Origin of the sequence: Bacteroides sp. AF39-16AC (assembly GCF_003602735.1) — a bacterium.
Classification (GTDB): Bacteria; Bacteroidota; Bacteroidia; order Bacteroidales; family Bacteroidaceae; genus Bacteroides; species Bacteroides uniformis.
The window spans coordinates 144,502-167,365 of sequence record NZ_QTLN01000003.1 but is presented as its reverse complement, the minus strand read 5'-3'; the positions used below and the strand labels follow the sequence as shown (position 1 = coordinate 167,365).

At 48.5% G+C, this 22,864-nt stretch carries 20 protein-coding genes; 13 read left to right on the top strand and 7 right to left on the bottom strand.

Features of this window, described 5'->3' with window-relative positions:
• The first annotated feature begins 50 nt into the window (after positions 1–50).
• From DW039_RS04550 to DW039_RS04540, 3 genes are all read left to right on the top strand, one after another.
• Entirely contained in the window at positions 51–1,235 is a 1,185-nt protein-coding gene (locus DW039_RS04550) for a DUF5009 domain-containing protein (RefSeq protein ID WP_057281865.1), read from the top strand.
• On the top strand, positions 1,235–1,822 hold the full coding sequence (locus DW039_RS04545) for an epoxyqueuosine reductase QueH (RefSeq protein WP_008662117.1): 588 nt from the start codon (positions 1,235–1,237) through the stop codon (positions 1,820–1,822). Before DW039_RS04550 ends, DW039_RS04545 begins: the two co-directional genes overlap by 1 nt.
• Positions 1,823–1,911: 89 nt before the next feature.
• Positions 1,912–2,817: an alkaline phosphatase gene (locus tag DW039_RS04540; protein ID WP_044468248.1), complete on the top strand. Its 906-nt coding sequence runs from the start codon at positions 1,912–1,914 to the stop codon at positions 2,815–2,817.
• 9 nt (positions 2,818–2,826) lie between these two features.
• Here DW039_RS04540 and DW039_RS04535 read toward each other — a convergent pair whose 3' ends face one another.
• Complete coding sequence (locus DW039_RS04535) at positions 2,827–4,074, bottom strand: pitrilysin family protein (RefSeq protein ID WP_022401894.1); 1,248 nt, start codon at positions 4,072–4,074, stop codon at positions 2,827–2,829.
• Between the two features lie 123 nt (positions 4,075–4,197).
• Between DW039_RS04535 and DW039_RS04530 the strand changes: the two genes are divergently transcribed.
• From DW039_RS04530 to DW039_RS04500, 7 genes are all read left to right on the top strand, one after another.
• Positions 4,198–4,803 (top strand): SIS domain-containing protein, encoded by a 606-nt coding sequence (locus DW039_RS04530; RefSeq protein WP_022401895.1) that lies wholly within the window; start codon positions 4,198–4,200, stop codon positions 4,801–4,803.
• Entirely contained in the window at positions 4,791–5,720 is a 930-nt protein-coding gene (locus DW039_RS04525) for a carbohydrate kinase (RefSeq protein WP_044468247.1), read from the top strand. The genes DW039_RS04530 and DW039_RS04525 overlap by 13 nt, the downstream gene beginning before the upstream one ends.
• Before the next feature lie 163 nt (positions 5,721–5,883).
• The gene (locus DW039_RS04520; protein ID WP_120381740.1) at positions 5,884–7,269 is read left to right on the top strand and encodes a hypothetical protein; all 1,386 of its coding nucleotides are present in this window, start codon (positions 5,884–5,886) and stop codon (positions 7,267–7,269) included.
• Positions 7,266–7,880, top strand: a complete 615-nt coding sequence (locus DW039_RS04515) for a DUF5043 domain-containing protein (RefSeq protein ID WP_005826095.1) — start codon at positions 7,266–7,268, stop codon at positions 7,878–7,880. Before DW039_RS04520 ends, DW039_RS04515 begins: the two co-directional genes overlap by 4 nt.
• Positions 7,881–7,916: 36 nt before the next feature.
• Positions 7,917–8,534, top strand: coding sequence for a DUF5043 domain-containing protein (locus tag DW039_RS04510; protein ID WP_005826097.1), 618 nt, complete (start codon positions 7,917–7,919; stop codon positions 8,532–8,534).
• 149 nt (positions 8,535–8,683) lie between these two features.
• Positions 8,684–9,748: a tyrosine-protein phosphatase gene (locus tag DW039_RS04505; RefSeq protein ID WP_022401897.1), complete on the top strand. Its 1,065-nt coding sequence runs from the start codon at positions 8,684–8,686 to the stop codon at positions 9,746–9,748.
• Between the two features lie 144 nt (positions 9,749–9,892).
• Positions 9,893–11,848: a DEAD/DEAH box helicase gene (locus DW039_RS04500; protein WP_022401898.1), complete on the top strand. Its 1,956-nt coding sequence runs from the start codon at positions 9,893–9,895 to the stop codon at positions 11,846–11,848.
• 89 nt (positions 11,849–11,937) lie between these two features.
• Here DW039_RS04500 and DW039_RS04495 read toward each other — a convergent pair whose 3' ends face one another.
• The gene (locus DW039_RS04495) at positions 11,938–12,426 is read right to left on the bottom strand and encodes a Dps family protein (protein ID WP_005826103.1); all 489 of its coding nucleotides are present in this window, start codon (positions 12,424–12,426) and stop codon (positions 11,938–11,940) included.
• A 140-nt stretch (positions 12,427–12,566) separates the two neighbouring features.
• On the opposite strand from DW039_RS04495, the gene DW039_RS04490 reads away from it, so the two are divergent.
• The 3 genes from DW039_RS04490 (at position 12,567) to ahpF (ending at position 16,028) form a co-directional block, all read left to right on the top strand.
• Positions 12,567–13,493: a hydrogen peroxide-inducible genes activator gene (locus DW039_RS04490; RefSeq protein WP_022401899.1), complete on the top strand. Its 927-nt coding sequence runs from the start codon at positions 12,567–12,569 to the stop codon at positions 13,491–13,493.
• Between the two features lie 195 nt (positions 13,494–13,688).
• The gene (gene ahpC, locus DW039_RS04485; RefSeq protein ID WP_005826106.1) at positions 13,689–14,255 is read left to right on the top strand and encodes an alkyl hydroperoxide reductase subunit C; all 567 of its coding nucleotides are present in this window, start codon (positions 13,689–13,691) and stop codon (positions 14,253–14,255) included.
• A 213-nt stretch (positions 14,256–14,468) separates the two neighbouring features.
• Complete coding sequence (gene ahpF, locus DW039_RS04480; protein WP_119957707.1) at positions 14,469–16,028, top strand: alkyl hydroperoxide reductase subunit F; 1,560 nt, start codon at positions 14,469–14,471, stop codon at positions 16,026–16,028.
• 38 nt (positions 16,029–16,066) lie between these two features.
• Here ahpF and DW039_RS04475 read toward each other — a convergent pair whose 3' ends face one another.
• The 5 genes from DW039_RS04475 to DW039_RS04455 are packed head-to-tail and all read right to left on the bottom strand — an operon-like array spanning position 16,067 to position 22,864.
• Positions 16,067–18,205: a S46 family peptidase gene (locus tag DW039_RS04475; protein ID WP_119957708.1), complete on the bottom strand. Its 2,139-nt coding sequence runs from the start codon at positions 18,203–18,205 to the stop codon at positions 16,067–16,069.
• A gap of 16 nt (positions 18,206–18,221) precedes the next feature.
• Entirely contained in the window at positions 18,222–19,583 is a 1,362-nt protein-coding gene (locus tag DW039_RS04470) for a TIGR00341 family protein (protein ID WP_005833899.1), read from the bottom strand.
• A gap of 35 nt (positions 19,584–19,618) precedes the next feature.
• A complete protein-coding gene (locus DW039_RS04465; RefSeq protein WP_044468456.1) occupies positions 19,619–21,064 on the bottom strand; it encodes a lipopolysaccharide biosynthesis protein in 1,446 nt (481 codons plus the stop codon).
• 42 nt (positions 21,065–21,106) lie between these two features.
• Positions 21,107–22,144 (bottom strand): Holliday junction branch migration DNA helicase RuvB, encoded by a 1,038-nt coding sequence (gene ruvB, locus DW039_RS04460; RefSeq protein WP_034525480.1) that lies wholly within the window; start codon positions 22,142–22,144, stop codon positions 21,107–21,109.
• A gap of 51 nt (positions 22,145–22,195) precedes the next feature.
• Positions 22,196–22,864 (bottom strand): DUF4276 family protein, encoded by a 669-nt coding sequence (locus tag DW039_RS04455; protein ID WP_016272130.1) that lies wholly within the window; start codon positions 22,862–22,864, stop codon positions 22,196–22,198.

Genomic DNA, 22,864 nt, shown 5'->3' with positions numbered 1-22,864 from the left:
AGAATAGTTTCCTATATTTGCGTTCAAAACCCCCAAACAAATTATCTATCATGAAAAGCTTAACACTCCAACGGATTGCCGCGGTAGACGTATTCCGCGCACTCACCATGTTCCTCATGCTCTTTGTCAACGACATTCCCGGACTGAAAAACGTGCCCCACTGGCTGATGCATGCCAGGATGGACGAAGACATGATGGGATTCTCCGACACCATCTTCCCTGCTTTCCTTTTCTGCATGGGCATGTCCGTATCCTTTGCCATACAAAACCGGTACAAAAAGGGAGACAACACCCTGCAAGTCGTGGCCCATATCTTCTGGCGGACAGTGGCACTGATTGCCATGGGACTGTTTTCACTGAACAGCGGAGGCATCGAAGGCGGCCTCTCACATCAATGGTTTTCCATCTTGATGGTCATCGGCTTCTTCCTCACCTGGGGGGTATATCCCAAAGCGGAAGGAACGAAAAAGACCCTTTTCACCGCAATGAAAACAGCAGGCGTGCTGCTGCTCGCCTTCCTCGTCATCTACAAGGACATGAACGGGAAACCGTTCCAGATAAGCTGGTGGGGCATCCTCGGACTTATCGGCTGGACGTATGCGGTATGTGCAGGCATCTATCTGTTCACCCGGGAAAGCCTGCGGAAGAATGCCATTGCCTGGTTCGTGGTCGTATTGCTTGCCGTAATCAGCCATTCAGACCTGATACCGGGAGAGTACGGCAGCCGGATTATCCTGCTTCCCTTTATCCCGAGTGACTGGACACTGCATGCCTTCGGTATGTCCGGCGTATTGACCTCCCTGCTCATGCAGCGCTATGCCGACCGGGAACGGCCGGGACGATTCATCGGCATGCTTTGTGCCCTCGGCGTAGGAATGCTTGTCCTTGCCCTCGTCTCACACCCGTTCTGGATTATATCCAAAATACAAGCCACACCGACATGGCTGTTCTATTGCCTCGCCATGTTCTTCCCGCTGTTCGGTTTCTTCTACTGGCTGACGGACGTGAAAGGCAAAACCAACTGGTTCGATATCATCAAACCTGCAGGTACGGCAACGCTGACCTGCTATATTATCCCTTACATCTGGTATGCTGTCCAGCAACTGCTGCATCTGCACTATCCCGAGGCATTGGGAAGCGGTGTACCGGGGCTGCTCAAGTCCCTCATGTTCTCGCTTGTCATTGTGGGGCTGACCGGCCTGCTGGTGAAAGGCAAGATTAAACTGAAAGTATAATGTTGAAAGTTCAGACACCCAACGGTGAAGACAAGGTGCTGCTGCATTCGTGCTGCGCACCTTGCTCCTCTGCCATCATCGAGTGCATGCTGGAGAACGGCATACGCCCCACCGTATTCTACTGCAATCCCAACATCTATCCGCAGGCGGAATATGAGATAAGGAAAGAGGAGGCTATCCGCTTCGTAACCTCCAAAAACCTCGATTTCATCGACGCGGACTACGACTATGCACACTGGCTGCACACTATAAAAGGACTGGAAAACGAGCCGGAACGTGGCAGCCGATGCCTAAAGTGCTTCACACTGCGCCTGACAGAGACAGCCCGCTACGCCTCCGAGCATGGTTTCTCCGTATTCACCACTACCCTCGCCTCTTCGCGCTGGAAAAGCCTGGAGCAAATCAATGAAGCCGGACGCCGTGCCGCCGCGCTCTATCCGGATACCCTCTTCTGGGAACAGAATTGGCGGAAAGGCGGGCTCCAGGAGCGGCGCAACCAACTGCTGAAAGAGTATGACTTCTACAACCAGCAGTATTGCGGCTGTGAATTCAGCATGCAACGGTTGGAAAAGAACGAAACGATATAAAATCGGCCGGATTATGTACGATATCGTACTAAAACTAGGTACGTTTCCCGTAACTTTGTTTCATGTTAACAATAAGAACTAAAGAAAACATGAAGAAACTGACTTTTACATTATTCATCGCCCTAGCAGTGGCATGCCTCTTTTCAGTTCCCTGCAATGCCAAGGGAAAAGCAAAACACGTAGTTTTCATCGGTCTTGACGGCTGGGGTAGCTACAGTGTTCCCAAAGCAGACATCCCCCACATCAAGCAACTGATGGCAGACGGTTCTTATACATTAGAAAAACGGACTGTACTTCCCTCCTCCAGCGCCGTCAACTGGGCAAGCATGTTTATGGGGGCAGGTCCTGAATTGCACGGATATACGCAATGGGGCTCCAAGACTCCCGAGCTTCCGTCACGCGTACTGAACCAGCACGGCATATTTCCTACCATCTTCCAGCTGCTACGTGATGCCCGGCCGGAAGCGGAAATAGGCTGCCTGTATGAATGGGACGGTATCAAATACCTTGTAGACACTCTTGCCTTAAGCCACTATGCGCAAGCGCCCGACTACAACAAACATCCCGAAGCCTTATGCGGTATGGCAGAAAAGTATATCAAGGAGAAACAACCGACCCTTCTTGCCATTTGCTTTGACAACCCCGACCATGTAGGCCATCAAGCCGGACACAATACTCCTGAATATTACGCCAAACTGAAAGAACTCGACGGTTATGTGAGCCGCATCATCCAGGCCGTTACAGAGGCAGGCATGCTGAAAGAAACAATCTTCGTCGTTACTGCCGACCACGGAGGCATTGAAAAAGGACATGGCGGCAAGACCATGCAGGAAATGCAGACTCCCTTCATCATCTCCGGAAAGAACATTAAGAAAGAAGGCGAATTCCACGAAAGCATGATGCAGTATGACGTTGCCTCCACCATTGCCCACATCTTCGGGCTGAAACAGCCACAAGTATGGATAGGACGTCCTATGTTGCAGGTTTTCAAATAAAAAAAGCGGTCAGCGATAAATGAGCGTCGAAAGATAGTCCTCGGCAAACATCTCGTTCGCCACCTCTAACAGAGCTTCCGAAGTGAGCTGTTCAATGCGATGGAACACGGCTTCGGAAGTTTCGCATTTATTATAATGCAGGAAAGTCTTTCCCATACCCAGCGCATTGTTCTCATTATTATCCGAAGCTACACCGATTTGCCCGATAAGCTGCTTCTTGGCGGCCGCAAGCTGCGAGGAAGTCATCCGGACATCACGCAAGCGTTTCAATTCCTTATATACCAGGCGGGTGCAGTAGTCCAAATCTGCAGGGTCGCAACCGAAGTAGATGCAGAAAGTTCCCGTATCGGTATAGGAAGTCAAGTTGGATTCTACGTTATAGACCAGCCCACGACGTTCACGGAGAGAGACGTTCAGGCGGCTATTCATGCCCGGGCCACCCAAGACATTGTTCAGCAGGTAAAGTGCGGTGCGCTTGTCATCGTATGCATTATATCCCCGGCTGCCAATCATGACATGTGCCTGGTGAGTATCCTTATGCACTACAAGATGCTCGGGTACATAGAGGGGAGGCGGAGTACGACCATAATGCACCGGTGTTGCCGGTATATCCGCCAGAAGTTTTTTTGCCATAAGCACAACTTTCTTGAAACTCAGATTACCCAGAACAAAGAAAACCATATTGTTGGGATGGTAGAAGTGGGCAGTGAATGCGGCAGCATCCTCACTGCGAAACTGCTTTAACTGCTCGGGATTGCCAAGAATGTTGCGTCCCAGGGGATGCCCCCTGAATATCAAGTCCTCAAAATCATCGAAGATTAGCTCGGAAGGATTGTCTTCGTAGGACTGTATCTCGTCGATAATCACCTCTGTCTCCTTCTCTATCTCGCGTTGCGGAAAGGTGGAGTGGAATACAATATCCACCAGAAGTTCGAAGGCACGGCCGAAATGCTCGGTCAGGAAAGCAGAGTAAATCACCGTCTCTTCCTTGTTGGTGTAAGCGTTGAGGTCGCCGCCCACATTCTCCATGCGGTTCAGAATGTGCCATGCCTTGCGCTTGGCGGTACCTTTAAATATAAGGTGCTCCACAAAATGCGCCATACCCTGCTCGTTTTCAAGCTCGTCGCGCGTACCCGCATCTACGGCAAAACCACAATAAGCCACTTTGGAGGCTGAGGGTTCGTGAATGATGCGCATGCCATTGGGCAGGATATATTGATTGAAAGTTGGCAGTAAATTTTCTTTTAAGTTCTTCATTCTGACGTTTCAAACTATTTGAGGCGACAAAAATACAATAAAACTTATTGCCGTTTATAGAAAATTGCAGATATTTGCAATTGCTATAATTTTAAGCACATTAATCAAATTAGCACATTAAGTATGATTGCATCCATTCAAGAGCTTTTGCAGAAAGAGGCACAAGCCGTACTGAACATTCCAGTGACGGACGCTTATGAAAGAGCTGTAGAACTCATCGTAGAACAAGTGCACCGCAAAAAAGGGAAACTGGTAACTTCGGGTATGGGCAAGGCCGGACAAATAGCCATGAACATCGCTACTACCTTCTGCTCCACCGGCATTCCTTCCGTTTTTCTGCACCCCAGCGAAGCACAGCATGGTGACCTCGGCATTCTTCAGGAGAACGACTTGCTGCTACTTATCTCCAATTCGGGCAAAACTCGCGAAATCGTGGAGCTGACACAGCTGGCACATAACCTGAACCCGGAGCTGAAGTTTATCGTCATCACCGGAAACCCCGACAGCCCCCTGGCACACGAATCCAATGTATGCCTCAGCACCGGGAAACCGCAAGAAGTATGTGTACTGGGCATGACGCCTACGACTTCGACCACCGCCATGACTGTCATCGGCGACATCTTGGTGGTACAGACCATGAAAGAAACAGGATTCACTATTGAAGACTACTCCAAACGCCATCACGGCGGTTACCTCGGAGAAAAATCAAGATCGTTATGCGTAAAGTAATAGGTATAGGAGAAACCATACTGGACATCATATTCCGTGGCGGACAGCCCACAGCGGCCGTTCCGGGCGGTTCGGTATTCAACGGCATCGTTTCACTGGGACGTATCGGCGTTCCCATCTGCTTTATCAGTGAAACGGGCAACGACCACGTGGGCAATATCATCCTCAACTTCATGCGCGAGAACAATATTCCCACAGACCATGTCAATGTCTTCCCCGACGGGAAATCCCCCGTATCACTCGCTTTCCTGAACAACCGGAGCGATGCGGAATACATCTTCTACAAAGATTATCCCAAACAACGCCTGGACGTGGAATATCCGCAGATTCAAGAGGACGACATCGTTATAATAGGGTCTTATTATGCCTTAAACCCCGTATTGCGCGACAAGGTATTGGAACTGCTGGAACGCGCGCACGACATGCATGCCATCATCTATTACGACCCCAATTTCCGTTCGTCCCATAAAGAGGAGGCCATCAAGCTGGCTCCCACCATCATCGAGAATCTGGAATACGCCAACATTGTACGCGGCTCGCAGGAGGATTTCTTCTATATGTGGGGCTTGCAGGAGGCCGACAAGATATACAAGGACAAAGTGAAGTTCTACTGCCGCAACTTCCTCTGCACGGCCGGCGCGGAGCAGGTTTCATTGCGTACCGGCACAATTTCCAAAGAATACTCCATTCCTCCGTTGGAAGCGGTCAGCACCATCGGTGCGGGCGACAACTTCAATGCAGGCATCATCTTCGGGCTGCTGAAGTACAATGTACGCTACGAGGACCTCGATACCATGGACGAGGCCACTTGGGACAAAATCATCCAATGCGGCATTGAGTTTGCCGCCGAGGTATGCAAGAGTTTCAATAACTCCGTTTCAAAGGAATTTGCAGAAGCACGGAAATACCAACCATAGGCACCCTTACAAAAGGGTGTTCACCACAGATTACACGGCCTGAAAATCCATGCAATCTGTGGTAGGACAGCTTCCGGATTAACAAAATTCTCCTGTTTTTCCTTTCATTTCTGCTTTTTTTTTGCTTTATTTGTCTATTCTTTATACCTTAAGCATTCGCGCTATGAATAGAAAAGGAAACAGACAGCACTCTCCAACCCCTCCTAAGCAGAAATGGCAAAACATCTACCTTGCACTGTGCGTTCTTTTAGGAATGCACGCCTCTTGCGAAACAGAAGAATCTTTCTATCAACCCCGATTCCCGGCAAACAACATCCCGTTGACCCGGCAAGCGTTATTCAAGCCGGAAAACTTCTTTGCCTACACCGACTCTACCCTGAAAGCCGTGATTTCCGCATTACGCAGAGTAGAAGAAGAAAAGCATTTCACCGCTCCTTTCCTGTTGAAATACGGCATTCCTCTCTGGAACTTCACCTACCAATTGACCGAAGAAGAAGAGACCTGCATCTTCGTTCCCCTCTACCGCCTTGACAAGCCACACTGCATCGATGCCATCTGGCTGTTGCACATCAAAGACGGATGGATGAAATTCCTTCCATTGAAGCGTGATGACGAACTCATAAGAGAAAGCGACCAAGTGTTCATATTCGACTTGTTAAGCTATCTGGTATTTGGCGAAGAGAATGCGCAAGGACTCACATTCAAGCCTCATGCCCAGACCCGTTCGGTAATAACCGTCACCCAATGCTGGGATGTATATACCGGACCTAAAGACCAGCTGGAATACAGCTATACCAACTGCGTTAGTCATTCCTATTGGGTAGATGATGCCCTTATAAATAATAGCAACTGGAACAGTGAAGGAGGAGGAAGCGGCGATGTGTGGATTGGAGGAGGAAGTTCAGGAGGTTCCGGCTCTTCATCGGGCACTCCGGCAGGAAATATATTCAAGAAAGAGGCCGACCAAGACTCGCTTTTATGGGTAATCACCGAAAACATGACAGCCCGAATCATGGAAGACTGTTTGGGAGGAGACCTATACAGCCAACTGAAAGAGAAAGTCAAAAACAACAAAATCAATCTGGAATTCGATTTCGGCAAAGGGTATTCCTACAATTGGGAAGAGCATACCTTGCACATCGGATTGGAAGAATTGGAAGCAAACAACCTTCTGCATGAAATGTTCCATGTTTTCCAAACCACACAAGAGCCTATATCATCGTTCAAAAGTTCTATGATGAACAGAGAGATAGAAGCGCACTATGCGCAATACCTGTTCTTACAAAGGAGCGCGGAGTGGACGGACAAAAAACAAGATAAATATGCAAAAAGCCAACGCCTAAGAGCAACAACTTCATTGACTAAATATGTAAATCAGCAAGGTCATGTTACAACTTCATTCTTGGATATCTTTGAAACCTATATATCTAATAATGTCGTTAATGCTTTCCGTCAGGAAGGATACGACAATTATCCATTTAAAGAGTATTCGGATATCACCAATATTTTTCCCAACATAAAATTAACAACTAAAAATTGTGACGAATGAAAAGACTATTGCTTATTACACTGCTTATAGGATACATCTACCCTTGTGTAGCACAGGACAAACCTATCAGAACAGAAGAATCACTTGAAGGAACAGTCATTTATAAAAAGACCACCACTTTCGAGGTAGATGGTTATACGTACCAATGCGACGTAGATGACGGTAGCCAGTTTGTGACTCTTTATAACAAAGAAAACAAACTGACATACGAAAAGATTGTGTATAAAGACACGGGGAAGACATATATTGGCAGCTGGAGTAGCAATGTAATTGAATATGACAGATTCATGAGTCAGCAAGCAGATTTCATAGTAGACCAAGCATTCACCAAAGCCATGGCAGATGAAATTGGGAAAACGGAACTTATGATAACCATGTTGCTCAGTCCAAATACGGGAGAAGTAATGGAAGTGAATTTCAATTTTTTCACCTTTGAGCCATACGCCAAAGTGCCACTACATGTATATAGGGAAATCGAAGTAAAACTGAAAGAACAAATTCATTTTAAACCCATAGAGGAAGGAAAACAACTCAACTACATTATGCTGGCATGGATGCAAAAGCCCCAAGGGAAACTCCCCCCATTACCTCCTCCCGGTTCGCTAATGTAAGCAACATACAAAATTAACAACTAAAAATTGTGACGAATGAAAAGACTATTGCTTATTACACTGCTTATAGGATACATCTACCCTTGTGTAGCACAGGATAAACCTATCAGAACAGAAGAATCGCTTGAAGGAACAGTCATTTATAAAAAAACCACCACTTTCGAGGTAGATGGTTATACGTATCAATGTGACGTAGATGACGGTAGCCAGTTTGTGACTCTTTATAACAAAGAGAACAAGTTGACATACAAAGATATTGTATATAAAGCCACAGGAAAAATATACATCGGTAGCTGGAATGAAAAAAAAGTAATTGAATACAATAGCTCCATGAGTAAACAAGCAGACTTCATTGTGGACGAAGCTTTTACCAAAGCCATGGCAGATGAACTCGGAAAGCGTGAGTTCACAATAACCATGCTACTCAGTCCGGATACGGGGAAAGTAATGGAAGTGAATTTCAATTTCACGACCTTTAGCCCATACGCCAGAGTACCACTGCATGTATATAGGGAAATCGAAGTAAAACTGAAAGAACAAATACACTTTAAACCCGGAGAAGTGGGAAAACAACTCAATTACATCATGCTGTCATGGAGACAAAAGCCCCAAGGGAAACTCCCCCCATTACCACCTCCCGGTTCGCTGATGTAACATTGTAAACCAACCTGCCTATGCACGAAAGAATCTATAGCAGTTTTTTTAAAGTTCAAAAAAGAAATATAAAAGCTTGGCATTGCTGTTACCTTCTGTGGGTAAATTACATATATTTGTGATTAACGACATCAGAGAGGTTACGAATTATGTATAAGAACTTATTGAACTTGCTTGTTTTGGCAGTGCTGCTCCCTTCCTGCAATGGCACTGCCCCTCACATTTCCGTTGTATGCGAAGAAAACAACGTGGGCAACTGCATTGTAAAATGGGAAATGGCCCCTCTCATCAAAGGAAATGTGAAGGTATATGCTTCGACCAATCCCAACCATATCCCCGAAGATGTTCCCGTTGCCGTCGCCAACATCTCCGACCTGAAGATGACTGTCATCACTACCGACCCTACACAACGATACTACTACACACTTGTATTCGCTGACAAATACCGGGTAAAGATTGCCACCCGCAACATCAACATCCCCGGCATACAGAACTTCCGAGACCTGGGAGGCTATTCCTCCTATCCCACCCAAAAGAAAGTGCATTGGGGCATGCTGTACCGCTCTGCCGAAATAGATAAACTGAAACCGTGTTCGCGCAAAGAGCTCAAGAACATAGGCATAAGGACTATCATCGACCTGCGTTCATCTGTCGAAGCGAATAGACAAAGCCCTTTGCAACAGGCATTCAAAGTGATCCATATCCCCATTCCTACCGGCGACATGGAGTATATCCTGAAAGGTGTACAGGAACAGAAAATCAAGAGCGATACTGTCTACCGAATCGTGGAGCAGATGAACCGCGAGCTCATCAGCAACTACACCAAAGAATACCGCCGGATTTTCGATATTCTGCTGGACAAGAACAATTATCCCGTCGTTATCCATTGCTCGTCGGGCAAAGGGCGCACAGGCATCGTATCGGCACTTGTGCTTGCCTCCCTTGGAGTGGACGAAGACATCATCATGGAAGACTACCGCCTCAGCAACGACTACTTCAACATCCCGGCGGCCTCCCGATACGCCTACCAGCTTCCGGCACGCTCGCAAGAGGCCATCACCACCCTCTTCTCGGCACGCGAGGATTTCCTGAATGCCGCCATCGAAGAAATGGAACGAAGGTATGGAGATACCGACACCTACCTGCAAAGAGGCATCGGTCTGACAAAAGAAGAAAGAAAGAGACTGCAAGACATTCTTTTAACGGATAATTGACAATGGATAATGGATAATGAGTAGCCAATAAAAAACGATTTTATCATGTAATTGCATAATTATCAACCATCAATTATCAATTATCCATTGAAAAGCACTATCTTTGCGCCCGAAATATAAAGATAAAGATATACAGAAGATTTAATGAAGACATTTGAAGAGCTCGGTGTGTCGCCGGAGATACGCCGCGCCATCGAAGAAATGGGTTACGAGCAGCCCATGCCGGTACAAGAGGAAGTAATTCCCTACCTTTTAGGAGAAAACAATGATGTAGTAGCACTGGCACAAACAGGAACAGGAAAGACCGCAGCGTTCGGCCTGCCGCTCATACAGAAGATTAACGTCAACAACCGAATTCCCCAATCACTTATTCTCTGCCCCACCCGCGAACTTTGTTTGCAGATAGCAGGCGACTTGAACGATTATTCTAAATATACCGATGGCTTGCGAGTGTTGCCCGTATATGGAGGCTCGTCCATCGAAAGCCAGATACGCGCCCTGAAACGGGGTGTACACATCATCGTAGCCACACCGGGACGACTGCTGGACCTGATGGAACGCAAAACCGTGTCCCTCGCCACCATACAGAACGTGGTTATGGACGAAGCGGACGAAATGCTGAACATGGGATTCACAGACAGCATCAACGCCATTCTCGCCGATGTGCCGCAGGAGCGCAACACCTTGCTGTTCTCCGCTACCATGAGCCCGGAAATCGCACGCATCTCCAAGAAGTACCTGCGCGATGCCAAGGAAATCACCATCGGACGCAAAAATGAAAGCACCAGCAACGTGAAACACGTAGCCTTCTGTGTACATGCCAAAGACAAGTATGCTGCCCTGAAACGTATTGTGGACTACTATCCGCAGATATACGGCATCATCTTCTGCCGTACCCGCAAAGAAACGCAGGAAATAGCTGACAAGTTGATGCAGGAAGGCTATAATGCCGACTCGCTGCACGGCGAACTGAGTCAGGCGCAGCGTGACGCCGTGATGCAGAAGTTCCGCATCCGCAACCTACAACTGCTGGTTGCCACGGACGTTGCCGCACGCGGCCTCGATGTGGACGACCTGACACACGTCATCAACTACGGATTGCCCGATGACACCGAGAGTTATACCCACCGCAGCGGCCGTACGGGACGTGCCGGCAAAACCGGGACTTCCATCGCCATCATCAACCTGCGAGAGAAAGGCAAAATGCGCGAGATTGAGCGCATCATCGGCAAGAAATTCATTGCAGGCGAAATGCCCACCGGCAAACAGATATGCGAAAAGCAACTGCTCAAAGTGATAGACGATCTTGAAAAGGTGAAAGTGAACGAGGAGGAAATCGCCGACTTTATGACCGACATCTACCGCAAGCTGGACTGGCTGAGCAAAGAGGACCTGATTAAACGCATGGTTTCGCATGAATTCAACCGTTTCCTGGATTACTATCGCGGCCGTGACGAGATAGAGACAGCAACCGGTAGTGAGCGTGGTGCAAGAAGTGGCGAGAGGGGCGACCGCAACGACCGTAGAAGCAGCCGCAAAGCAGAACCCGGCTTTACCCGCTTGTTCATCAACCTGGGTAAAATGGACAACTTCTTCCCCAACGAATTAATCAGCCTGCTGAACAACAATACACGTGGACGTGTAGAGCTGGGACGAATTGACCTGATGCAGAAGTTCTCCTTCTTCGAAGTGGAGGAAAAGGAAGCCACCAATGTAGTGAAGGCCCTGAACCGCGCCAGCTGGAACGGCCGTAAAGTATCCGTAGAGGTTGCCGGAGACGAGGGTAAGGAGGCTCCGAGGGGCAAACGTCCGGGTACAGCCGGAAGCTATGGGAAAAAAGAGTTTGACAGCAAGAAGCGCAGCTACAAGGAAGACGGCAAACGGAACGATGCCACCGGCAAACGCAGCGAAAAGGCCGAAAGTCCTGCAAACGACAAGAAGAAAGGCAAGCCCAGCCGCGAAGAGCGGGGTTACACCAAAGCCCGTGGCAAAAAGGATGACTGGAAACAGTTCTTCCAGGGCAACAATGACTTTAAGGATGCAGAGCCCGACTTCAGTGAAGAAGGGTGGGCAAGACGGACACCGAAGAAGAAAAAGTGATATAAACTATAGAAAGATAATAGGGTGATAAAACCGGCAGCATCCGCTACCGTTTTATCACCCTATCCTTTTTCACAACTCTTTATCCTTTATTTCGTACAGCTTTTCGTACTGAATGCAACGAGCATCCAAACCATTTTCTCCTGCTCTTTCAAGTAGCCGGTCATCAAATCTGCCGTCACGTCATCGCCGGCTTCATTTGCCAGTTCAATTACCTTTCTCTCTTCACCAATCAGGTAGCCGTAAGTCTCGAGGATATGGTCCACAGCCTCACTGCCGCAAGAGATGTCGGACACTTCCTTCACGTTGGCAACCTTCAGGTATTCACTGAACTTATTCTCGGGCACGCCACCCAGCATCAAGATGCGCTCTGCAATCTCGTCAATCTTCTCGGCGGTATCGTCATACATACTCTCGAACTTCTCGTGCAGCACAAAGAAGCCGTGTCCCTTGATGTTCCAGTGCATACCGCGCAGATTGGTGTAATGTACCTGGAAGTCGGCCAATAATTGGTGCAATGCTGATGCTACGCCAGCCACTTTCTTTTCATTCAAATGCAAGTAATCTAAAGTTTTCATAATTCTATTGTTTTAAATATTTATACTATTTTTCTTTTGGGTATTGCAAAGATAAGGGGTAAATCAAGGCTTGTCAAACAGATAATTTCTATCTTTGCATAGACGAACTCTATACATAACCTTCAAATGCCTTGTTCATCATGACTTTACAACAATTGGAATACATCCTTGCCGTCAACCAGTTCCGCCACTTTGCCAAAGCAGCCGAATATTGCCGCGTGACACAGCCCACCCTCAGTGCCATGATTCAGAAACTGGAAGAGGAACTGGACACCCGGATTTTTGACCGCAGCCAGCAGCCGGTATGCCCCACTCCCGTCGGTATCCACATCATAGAACAAGCACAGAATATATTGGTTCAAGCCAACCGTATAAAGAATATTATAGAAGAAGAAAAACACTCACTGACCGGCATCTTCAAGCTGGGCATACTTCCCACCGTAGCTCCTTACCTCCTGCCCCGTTTCTTTCCGCAGCTGATGAAGAAATACCCCGACCTCGACATCCGGGTAGTCGAAATGAAAACAAACGACATCAAGAAAGCCCTGCAGACGGGAGAAATAGATGCAGGTATCGTAGCGAGTCTGGCAGGTATGGAAGAGTTGCAGCAGACGCCGTTGTTCTATGAACAGTTCTTTGCCTACGTGTCGCGCGAAGACGCCCTCTTCAACAACGAGGTAATCCGTACTTCCGACCTGAACGGCGAACAGCTTTGGCTGCTCGACGAGGGCCATTGCTTCCGTGACCAGCTGGTGCGCTTCTGCCAGATGAAGTCGGCACGTGCCAGCCAGCTTGCCTATCACTTGGGCAGCATGGAGACCTTTATGCGCATGGTAGAAAGCGGCAAAGGCGTGACCTTCATCCCCGAACTGGCCGTTCTGCAACTGGGCGATGCCCAGAAAGAGCTGGTACGTTCCTTCGCCATCCCCTGCCCCACCCGCCAGGTCGTGCTGCTGACCAATAAGAACTTTATCCGCCACACGCTGCTCGAAGTGCTGGTTAAGGAGATAAAACTTTCCGTACCCAAGGAAATGCTCTCACTGAAAGCAACCCAAGCAGTCGTATAGATTTCATCTATCGCTCCATAAAATCTTTCAATCGGATTTTTTGTTCTATCGGGGAAAAATGCTATATTTTTGCAAACAGAAAAAGCGAAGGTCGGTTGCACCTCAGCATCATCAAGCAAACTGGCTTCTACATTCTGTCTGCACAATCTTCGCATTGGTAAAACAAAAAACTAAACCTATTAAAAGAGAAAAATTATGGAACCGATCATCAACTCACAACTCCCTGAATTCAAGGTTCAGGCTTTCCAAAACGGAAGTTTCAAAACAGTATCCCACGAAGACGTAAAAGGTAAATGGGCCATTTTCTTCTTCTATCCGGCAGACTTTACCTTCGTATGCCCTACCGAGCTGGTAGACATCGCAGAGAAATATGACCAATTCCAAGCAATGGGCGTAGAAGTATATTCTGTAAGCACAGACTCGCACTTTGTGCACAAGGCATGGCACGATGCTTCCGAAAGCATCCGCAAGATTAAGTACCCCATGCTTGCCGACCCCACAGGCGTGCTGAGCCGCGCATTCGGCGTGATGATTGAAGAAGAAGGCATGGCATATCGCGGCACATTCCTCGTAAATCCCGAGGGTAAAATCAAGATTGCCGAGATACAGGACAACAACATCGGACGCAATGCCGACGAGCTGCTGCGCAAGGTAGAAGCTGCACAGTTTGTTGCCACACACGATGGAGAAGTCTGCCCTGCCAAGTGGAAGAAAGGAGCGGAAACTTTGAAGCCGAGCATCGACCTTGTAGGAAAGATTTGATAAGTAATAGGAGGAACGGGCGCTTTCACCATAGAAAGACGTCCGCTTTCCTTTAAGACGTCCGCAGTACTTGTACAGAAGTACTGTAGTACTTTCAAAGGAGTACCGCAGTACTTTCGAAGGAGTATTGGAGTACTTCCTCACAAGTTCTGCAACTACTCTATATCAAACATATTAAAAGACTATTTTCTCACCCCAAACACCCTATTAATCATGTTAGAAACAACTATATTAGACCAGGTGCGGAGCGTATTCCAGCATTTGGAAGCCCGCTACGTCTTTCACATCACCTATCATCCGGGGCACGAGCAGGCACAAGAGCTTATCGGATTCTTGAAGGATGTGGCAAGCTGTTCCGACAAGCTCTCCTGCCGGATGAGTGAGATAGAGAACCCCGTGTTGGAGTTCACATTGCTGAAAGACGATATGGAAACCGGCATCAAGTTCCGCGGCATCCCCGGCGGACACGAGTTCACTTCCCTCCTGCTTGCCGTGCTGAATGCCGATGGAAAGGGGAAAAATCTGCCGGACGAAGCAATTCGTCGCCGCATCCGGGCGTTGCAAGGCGACATCAGCCTGCAAACGTATGTATCGCTTACTTGCACCAACTGTCCGGATGTGGTGCAGGTACTGAACATCATCGCATTGCTGAATCCGCACGTCACCCACGAGATGGTGGACGGGGCGCTTAATCAAGAGGAAGTGGATGCGCTGAAGATACAAGCCGTGCCGTCAGTCTACGCTAATGGCAAGCTGCTTCACGTAGGTCGCGGTTCTTTAGGAGAGCTTTTGCAGAAGCTGGAAGAAGCCTTCGGCAGTGCTCCGCAAGAGGACGAAGCGCCGATAGAGAGAGATTTCGACGTGCTGGTATTGGGCGGCGGACCAGCCGGAGCTTCCGCAGCCATCTACTCTGCACGCAAGGGCCTACGGGTGGCGATTGTTGCCGAGCGCATAGGCGGACAGGTAAAAGAGACGGTAGGCATAGAAAACCTTATCTCCGTGCCGCAGACTACTGGTGCAGAACTTGCCAACGCACTCCGCACACATATAGAGCACTATCCGATAGAGATTTTCGAGGAGCGTAAGATAGAGAAAGTAGAGTTGCAGGGAACGGAGAAAAGTGTCTCCACCGTAGGCGGCGAGATGTTCCATGCACCGGCGGTAATCATTGCCACAGGGGCAAGCTGGCGCAAACTGAATGTGGAGGGCGAAGCGGAATACATAGGACGCGGCGTGGCATTCTGTCCGCATTGCGACGGTCCGTTCTATCAAGGCAAGCATGTGGCGGTTATCGGTGGAGGTAACTCGGGGATTGAAGCTGCCATCGACCTGGCAGGCATCTGCCGGAAGGTAACGGTATTCGAATTTGCCGATACACTGAAAGCCGACCAAGTGCTGCAAGAGAAAGCCCGGAGCCTGCCGAATGTGGAAATCTTCACCTCGTCACAAACCGTCAAAGTCGATGGAAACAGGGAAAAAGTAACTTCTATCCGCATCAAAGACCGCCTTACCGGCGAGGAACGAGACTTCCCGTTAGACGGCATCTTCGTGCAAATCGGTTTGGCAGCCAACAGCGCTCCTTTCCGCGACAAGCTGGAAACGACTCCGGCCGGGGAGATTAAGATTGACGCTTTCTGCCGTACCACACTTCCGGGGGTATATGCGGCAGGGGATGTATCGAATGTTCCCTACAAGCAGATAGCCATTGCCATGGGCGAAGGGGCAAAGGCAGCACTCTCGGCATTCGATGACCGTATCCGTGGAGTGATTTAGAAAATATCACCCATAAAAGTATAGGCAGGGGGCACACGCTAAGGATTGGCAAGCTTCAGTTCCTGAATCAGATTTCCTGCCTTCCCATACTTCTCAATCATAAACAGTATGTAGCGTACATCCACCCCGATGGTGCGCTGCATCTTCGGCTCATAAAGGATGTCGCTGCTCATGGCTTCCCAGTTCCCATCGAAGGCAAGCCCCAGAAGTTCTCCTTTGGCATTGAACATGGCACTGCCGGAATTGCCTCCCGTAATGTCATTATTGGAGATAAAGCAGACATTCATTTCTCCCTTTTCATCGGCATATCTACCGAAATCACCAGAGGAAAGAAGGAATAGCAACTCGGGCTGCACTTCAAAATCCACATCGCCTGCATGGGCTCTGACTTTCTCCAGAATACCTTTCGTGGTGGTATAATAATCATATTCCGCTCCGTCGAAGGGGGCATAACCGCAGACAGTGCCAAAACTCAAACGCATGGTGGAGTTGGCGTCGGGATAGAAGTTACGGGATGCGTACATCCGTCGCACGGCAGAGTTGAACAAACGTTCATTCCGCTCGATTTCACCGGAAGCCTGCTGTACCTGCATATTCATCTCGAATAGCTTCGTGATGAGATCGATGCCCAAATTGATGGCAGGGTCGTTATATATCTGATAGGTGGTGTCCTGCTCCAGGAAACGCTTCAATCCACGGGGGGTGGTCAGCTCCGAGCGGGCATAAAGACTATCCACATAGGTACGCTCGTTACCTCCGTATTCTGTCGCAATCGTCTGGTAGAGCTCGGGCAGATAGGTGGAATCCACTTGGGAGTGGTATTCTTTCAACAGTGCTGTAAACACTTCCTTGTCAATGCCCAAGTCCAGATTGGCATATTTCTCAACGATAGCTTTCAGATTGGCAACCACCGTTTTCTCTTCCCCCTCAAAGTCGAAGTTGAGGATGGACAAAGCAAGCTGCACCAGTTCCGGACCGTTCAGGAAAGATTCGGCAAAGTAAGCTCTGGCACGATAAGCATCACGGCGGCTCTTGTAGTTCAGCTCCAGGTCGGAAAAAAGATGCAGCAGATGTTCCCGCTCCTCCGGTGTCTGCTGTATCCAGCGACGGAGTTCGGTCTCCATGGCACGCTTCTTGTCCAGCACATGCAGTTTCTTGATGGTGCGGTTCACTCCTATGCTGTTCTTCCAATAATTGGAACTTTCGTCGTATTTGGAAGCGTACTTGATGCGGATGCTGTCACGGCTATCCATTTCACGCTTCCAGATGGCCTGCTTCACACCACGGACATCTATCTGAGCCTGGTTGGTGGTGGTCATCATCTCTTCGATGCCAAAAGAGGAAAGATAGCGTTCCGTACTGCCCGGATAGCCCATCGTCATACAGAAGGAACCCTCACGATAGCCGTCCAGGGATATCGGAGCCACGTATTCGGGATGGTAGGGAACATTGTCGGGAGAGTAGTCGGCAGGACGGTTGTCTTTGCCGGCATAGATACGGAATACGGCGAAGTCGCCCGTATGGCGTGGCCATACCCAGTTGTCAGTGTCCCAGCCGAACTTGCCCACTGAAGAAGGGGGTGCAAATACCAGACGCACATCATTGTAGTCGCGATAAACGGAAAGCCAGAATTCATTGCCTCCATAGTAAGCATCCACAATGCCTATCAGCGTGGAGTCTTTACGAGAAACCTCTTCGCCAATGACCAGCATCACCGAATCTACTACACTTGTACGCTCAGATTCGTTCATATCCGGTTTTACTGCTCCAAGTACCCGACGGGTCACGTCTTGCTGGTGCAAGAGGAAGCGGACGTAAAGTTCCGGATTAGGCAGTTCTTCACTAAGATTACGTGCCACAAAGCCGTCTTTCAGATAGTCGTGCTCCACAGACGAGTGTTGCTGTATGCTGCTGAAGCCGCAGTGATGATTGGTAAACACCAGCCCGTCCCCGGACACCACCACTCCGGAACAAAAGCCTCCGAAGCTGACTACCGCATCCTTCAGCGACGGGCGTTTCGTATTGTATAGCTTGTTGACAGACATCTGCAAGCCCAACTCTTTCATGGTCTGGCGTGTCTGCTTGTTCAGATTTCCCAGCATCCACATCCCCTCATCCGCTTGTCCCGGCAGAGAAAAAAGGAAGCAGACAGCTATCAGTATAAATCTTATTTTCATTCCGTCAATTCTTGTATTATTCAGTAATCAGCCTCAATTGCTTGGCACCCGTACGCGCCTTGAGCCACTCCGCAATCTTTTCCTTCTCGTGCGCACCCGGATGCTTGCCGAATTTCAAGACGGCAAGGGTCACAGTATCCACCCGTACAGAATCTACCGCCAGTTCAATCGCATGAGATATTGATACGGTCTTTACCGACGGGTAGAGCACTTTCAGTTCTGGGATAATCTTCTTGCCCAATTCATCGAAGGTTTTGTATCTTTCCAAATTCTGCTCCAGTGTGGCAATTTTCTGTTTCTGTTCCACCAGACGCTGCTCACTGTTCTTGTAGAAGTCTTCCATCACCATGGCACGGATGGAAGAAATATCCACCGCTTCATTGTTCATACCTTGGAGGACTATCAGCTTGGTATTGTCTAGCTTATAGTCTTTCATCTTGCTGCGGGCAATGGCGATGGAAGCTTCGGGCACCTCCTGCCCAATCAGCACGACACGTATTTCGTGGCCCTTGCCCTCGTGATGGATTTTCTTGTCCAGCACCTGCGTATTCTCAAAGGAGAGCTGCTCGTTGACAAAACGGTTGGCAGCACTCTCAAAGAAGGTATCCTGGACGATACCTACCGTCAGATAGACAGCGGGACACATGGTCAGGATAGCAATCAGGACGATATATTTACGTACTTTCTTCTCCCGGTTCTTATCCACAAACTCCTTGCGCTGGAAGTGCATCACGCGCACGCCCAGGAAAGTGGCAAGACTGATAAACACGGAATTGATGAAATAAAGATAGAATGCACCGAGGAAATAAATCAAGTTACCCGTTGCCAGCCCGTAGCCTGCCGTACAGAGAGGCGGCATCAAAGCCGTAGCAATGGCAACACCCGGAATCACATTTCCTTTCTCTTTGGTAGAGAGCGCCGTCACACCTGCCAAGCCACCCATCAAGGCGATGAATACGTCATAAATGGTGGGTGACGTACGTGCCAGCAATTCCGACTGCCCCTCGGCAACGGGACTCACCAGAAAGAAAATGGTAGCAGTGGTCACACTGAACAAGGTAGTTATCAAGAAGCTCTTCAAAGACCGCTTCATCAATTCAAAATCATTCAACCCCACAGAAAGCCCCACGCCCATGATAGGCCCCATCAGCGGCGAGATGAGCATGGCACCGATAATCACGGCTGTGGAGTTTACATTCAATCCCAACGAGGCCATGAATATGGCGAATATCAGAATCCAAAGATTGGCTCCTTTGAATTCCACTCCCTTACGGATGGAATCTACAGTTTCCAGTTCATTGTCCTTGTCTTTACGCAAATCAAGATAGTCTTTCAGAAAAGTCTTGATAGCGAAGGTATTTCTGTTGTCAGAATCCATGATATTTACAATTTGACGATTTACTATTCAGTAGTTTATTTCTTTATCAACCAGCTGATGACGGGTATGCTGCCGAGAGGCATATCACGCCGCACGATATAGGCCACAAAGACCAGCAACAAAACGGTACGGTACACCATACGCAGGTAGATATTTTCTATCGGGACATATTCGGCAGCCAGATAGAGTACTGCCGCAAGCAGCACATAACTACCGATAGCCTTCAGGTCATACTGAATGGGATACTTCTTCTGCCCTACGAAATAGGACAGAAGCATGGCGATGCCATAGCCACAGAATCCTGCCCAGGCACAAGCCATATAACTGTATCGGGGAATCAGAAGTATGTTCATCACTACCAGCACCGTGCAACCTATCAAGGAGAAATAAGCTCCCCAACGCGTTTCGTCAATCAGCTTGTACCAGAAGGAAAGATTGAAATAGATACCCATAAAGATTTCGGCAGCCATCACGATAGGCACTACCCGCAATCCCGGCCAGTAATCAGGGCCGATGATATAGCGCAAAATATCCAGATAGAACATGACAGCCAGGAATGCCAGCAGTGTAAAGATGATGAAAAACTTCATGGCCTGCGCATATACCTGCTTATTGTCTTTGTCCCGGCTCTTTCCGAAGACAAAAGGCTCGTATGCATAGCGGAAAGCTTGTGTAAGCATCGCCATCACCATAGCAATTTTGCTGGCAGCTCCATAAATGCCCAACTGCACGGTAGCTTCCGCCTCATCCGGATAGACAAAAGGAAAAATAATCTTATCGGCCACCTGATTCAAGATACCCGCCAAGCCAAGTACCAGTAACGGCAGACTGTAAGCAAGCATCCGCTTCAACAGTTTTTTATCCAGCACATAAGCAAACCCGCGTAACTCCGGAATCATGCAAAGCATAATGGTAGAGGTGCATATCAGATTGAAAAGGAAGGCATAGCCCACGTCATCCCCTTTCATCCCTACATAATAGACCAGATTCAGTGCTATATTCAGGAAGATAAACAGCAGTTTGAGTGCCGCAAACTTAATGGGACGCTTCTTGTAGCGCAAATAAGCGAAAGGAATGCTTTGAATAGCATCCATCGCCACCACAATCATCATCATGCCCACGTACCAGGGATGCTCACTGTACTCCATCCATCCGGCAATAGGGTCGAGAAACAGCAGCCCCAATGCAAGGAAAGTAAGCGCCCCCATACTCACACTGAGTAATGTCGTGGAGTACACACGCATCGGGTCATCCTCCCCTTTATTGGCAAAGCGGAAGAAACCGGTTTCCATGCCGCACGTCAATAATACCAGCATGAGGGCCACCCACGCATATACATTCGTCACTACGCCATAGCCGCCACTCTGTGCGGACATCGCCATGGTATATACGGGCACCAGCAGGTAATTGAGGAAACGCCCCACAATACTGCTCAGCCCATAAATGGCAGTTTCTTTTGCCAATGATTTTAATCCGGCCACTTCTTTTTAATGATTAATGGTTAGTGATTAATGATTAATGAATCACTCGTCGCCAAACAAGGTACGCTGGCTACTATAGAGACTCCGCCCCAAATGCTTGTAGGCAAGCTCCGTCACTTCACGCCCACGGGGGGTACGTTTCAGGAAACCCTCTTTTATCAAGAACGGTTCATAGACTTCCTCTATCGTGCCGGCATCTTCGCCCAAAGCGGTGGCAATGGTGGTCAGTCCCACCGGGCCGCCTTTGAACTTGTCAATGATGGTGCAGAGTATCTTATTATCTATCTCATCCAGACCGTATTTGTCGATATTCAGGGCTTCGAGGGCAAACTGTGCGATTTCCGTATCGATACTTCCCGAACCTTTCACTTGGGCAAAATCGCGTACACGCCGCAGCAATGCATTGGCAATACGCGGTGTGCCACGGCTGCGGCTCGCAATCTCGGCGGCAGCCCTTACGGAGCAAGGCACATCGAGGATGCCGGACGAACGACGGATAATGCCGCTCAACACATCATCATCGTAATATTCCAGATGCAGGTTGATACCGAAACGGGCACGCAACGGAGCTGTCAACAGACCGCTACGCGTGGTAGCTCCCACCAGCGTGAAAGGATTCAAGTCAATCTGTATGCTTCGGGCAGAAGGACCTTTGTCTATCATGATATCAATGCGGTAGTCCTCCATGGCCGAGTACAGATACTCCTCCACTACGGGGCTCAACCGGTGTATTTCGTCGATGAAAAGTACATCGTTCGGCTCCAGGCTGGTAAGCACTCCCGCCAAATCTCCCGGCTTGTCGAGTACCGGACCGGAAGTTATCTTGAAACCTACGCCCAGTTCGTTGGCTATGATATTGCTGAGTGTCGTTTTTCCCAATCCGGGAGGGCCGTGAAGCAACACATGGTCCAGCGCCTCGCCACGCAGGCGGGCAGCTTTCACAAATATGCGCAGATTGTCCACCACCTTGTCCTGCCCGCTGAAATCCTCAAAATTCAACGGACGGAGAGCGTTCTCGAAATCACGTTCTCGGCTGGTGACGGGCTGCTGGTTGCGTATATCAAAATCTTCTTGTTCCATACTATCTATCATGTTCCAAACACTGCTTTATTTCCTATTGATTTTTCCACATTACCGTAACAATCCCAACTGTCTGTAGGCTTCTCTGACCTCATCCACAAATTGCCTATATGAAGGAAGCAGATGCAACTTTTCCAATTCCAACCTCGCACCAATGGAAGCATATAGTTCACTAATATCCAAATCTTTCCTATGCCTACGTGTCGTAGTCCGATTAGATTTACCTATGGCTTGTATAATGGTAGCCTTAGGATCAAGATAAAGTTCCGGCATACGATTTATACCCAATTCTTCATCCGACATCCTTGTACCCATTTCCTCTTTTAATAGTTCTTTGTCAGCAAGCATCCATGCTTCTACCATCCTCACTGGAACAATAGGAATCAGACTCTTGCAAATCTCCCCTTTCTTATCAGACAAGAACTCTTTGGCCGGATTTATCTTTTCAGCATAGGCTCTTTTAGTATCCTTACTATCAGCATCTGTATGGACACAAAGTATATCCATACCCATCTCTTCCATTCCTCGACGTGAAGCTTTCTCTACATATTCATTAAAACTAAGTCGCACTTTTTCCACAGTCAAGCATTTCACGTATGGTTCTAAATCATTCTCGCATTCAAAAGCCACATCAATAAAAGTCCTTTCCACCACACTCTGCAAGAAACGTACATCCGTAGGGCCTTCCGTGATTAATCCAATAAATAATTGTCTAGCCAT

Coding starts and splice junctions, on each gene's coding strand:
- DW039_RS04550 (WP_057281865.1), top strand. CDS start 51: ATGAAAAGCTTAACACTCCAACGGATTGCCGCGGTAGACGTATTCCGC.
- DW039_RS04545 (WP_008662117.1), top strand. CDS start 1,235: ATGTTGAAAGTTCAGACACCCAACGGTGAAGACAAGGTGCTGCTGCAT.
- DW039_RS04540 (WP_044468248.1), top strand. CDS start 1,912: ATGAAGAAACTGACTTTTACATTATTCATCGCCCTAGCAGTGGCATGC.
- DW039_RS04535 (WP_022401894.1), bottom strand. CDS start 4,074: ATGAAGAACTTAAAAGAAAATTTACTGCCAACTTTCAATCAATATATC.
- DW039_RS04530 (WP_022401895.1), top strand. CDS start 4,198: ATGATTGCATCCATTCAAGAGCTTTTGCAGAAAGAGGCACAAGCCGTA.
- DW039_RS04525 (WP_044468247.1), top strand. CDS start 4,791: ATGCGTAAAGTAATAGGTATAGGAGAAACCATACTGGACATCATATTC.
- DW039_RS04520 (WP_120381740.1), top strand. CDS start 5,884: ATGAATAGAAAAGGAAACAGACAGCACTCTCCAACCCCTCCTAAGCAG.
- DW039_RS04515 (WP_005826095.1), top strand. CDS start 7,266: ATGAAAAGACTATTGCTTATTACACTGCTTATAGGATACATCTACCCT.
- DW039_RS04510 (WP_005826097.1), top strand. CDS start 7,917: ATGAAAAGACTATTGCTTATTACACTGCTTATAGGATACATCTACCCT.
- DW039_RS04505 (WP_022401897.1), top strand. CDS start 8,684: ATGTATAAGAACTTATTGAACTTGCTTGTTTTGGCAGTGCTGCTCCCT.
- DW039_RS04500 (WP_022401898.1), top strand. CDS start 9,893: ATGAAGACATTTGAAGAGCTCGGTGTGTCGCCGGAGATACGCCGCGCC.
- DW039_RS04495 (WP_005826103.1), bottom strand. CDS start 12,426: ATGAAAACTTTAGATTACTTGCATTTGAATGAAAAGAAAGTGGCTGGC.
- DW039_RS04490 (WP_022401899.1), top strand. CDS start 12,567: ATGACTTTACAACAATTGGAATACATCCTTGCCGTCAACCAGTTCCGC.
- ahpC (WP_005826106.1), top strand. CDS start 13,689: ATGGAACCGATCATCAACTCACAACTCCCTGAATTCAAGGTTCAGGCT.
- ahpF (WP_119957707.1), top strand. CDS start 14,469: ATGTTAGAAACAACTATATTAGACCAGGTGCGGAGCGTATTCCAGCAT.
- DW039_RS04475 (WP_119957708.1), bottom strand. CDS start 18,205: ATGAAAATAAGATTTATACTGATAGCTGTCTGCTTCCTTTTTTCTCTG.
- DW039_RS04470 (WP_005833899.1), bottom strand. CDS start 19,583: ATGGATTCTGACAACAGAAATACCTTCGCTATCAAGACTTTTCTGAAA.
- ruvB (WP_034525480.1), bottom strand. CDS start 22,144: ATGGAACAAGAAGATTTTGATATACGCAACCAGCAGCCCGTCACCAGC.
- DW039_RS04455 (WP_016272130.1), bottom strand. CDS start 22,864: ATGGCTAGACAATTATTTATTGGATTAATCACGGAAGGCCCTACGGAT.